At 32.6% G+C, this 236-nt stretch carries 1 pseudogene; it reads left to right on the top strand.

Features of this window, described 5'->3' with window-relative positions:
• Positions 1 to 236 (top strand): annotated as a pseudogene (locus tag CAMP5121_RS08090) (methyl-accepting chemotaxis protein); the annotation flags it as partial.

The raw sequence follows: 236 nt of genomic DNA, 5'->3' as shown, positions 1-236 counted from the left end.
ATCATCTCTTATTATCTATCACCTTTACAAGCTATACAAAATGGTCTTAGTTCTTTCTTTGACTTCATCAATCATAAAACTAAAGATTCTGCTATGATAGATGTTAAGAGTAACGACGAATTTGGAGTGATAGCAAAAGCTATCAATGAAAACATTACTAAAACTAAAAATGCATTAGAACAAGATGCTAAGGCAGTAGAACAATCAGTAGAAACCGTTAGAGAGGTTGAAGGTGG

It is taken from the genome of Campylobacter sp. 2352 PW, assembly GCF_024723575.1.
GTDB lineage: Bacteria > Campylobacterota > Campylobacteria > Campylobacterales > Campylobacteraceae > Campylobacter_D.
Note: the sequence above shows the minus strand (reverse complement) of the source record. Positions and strands in the feature narration are given on the sequence as shown.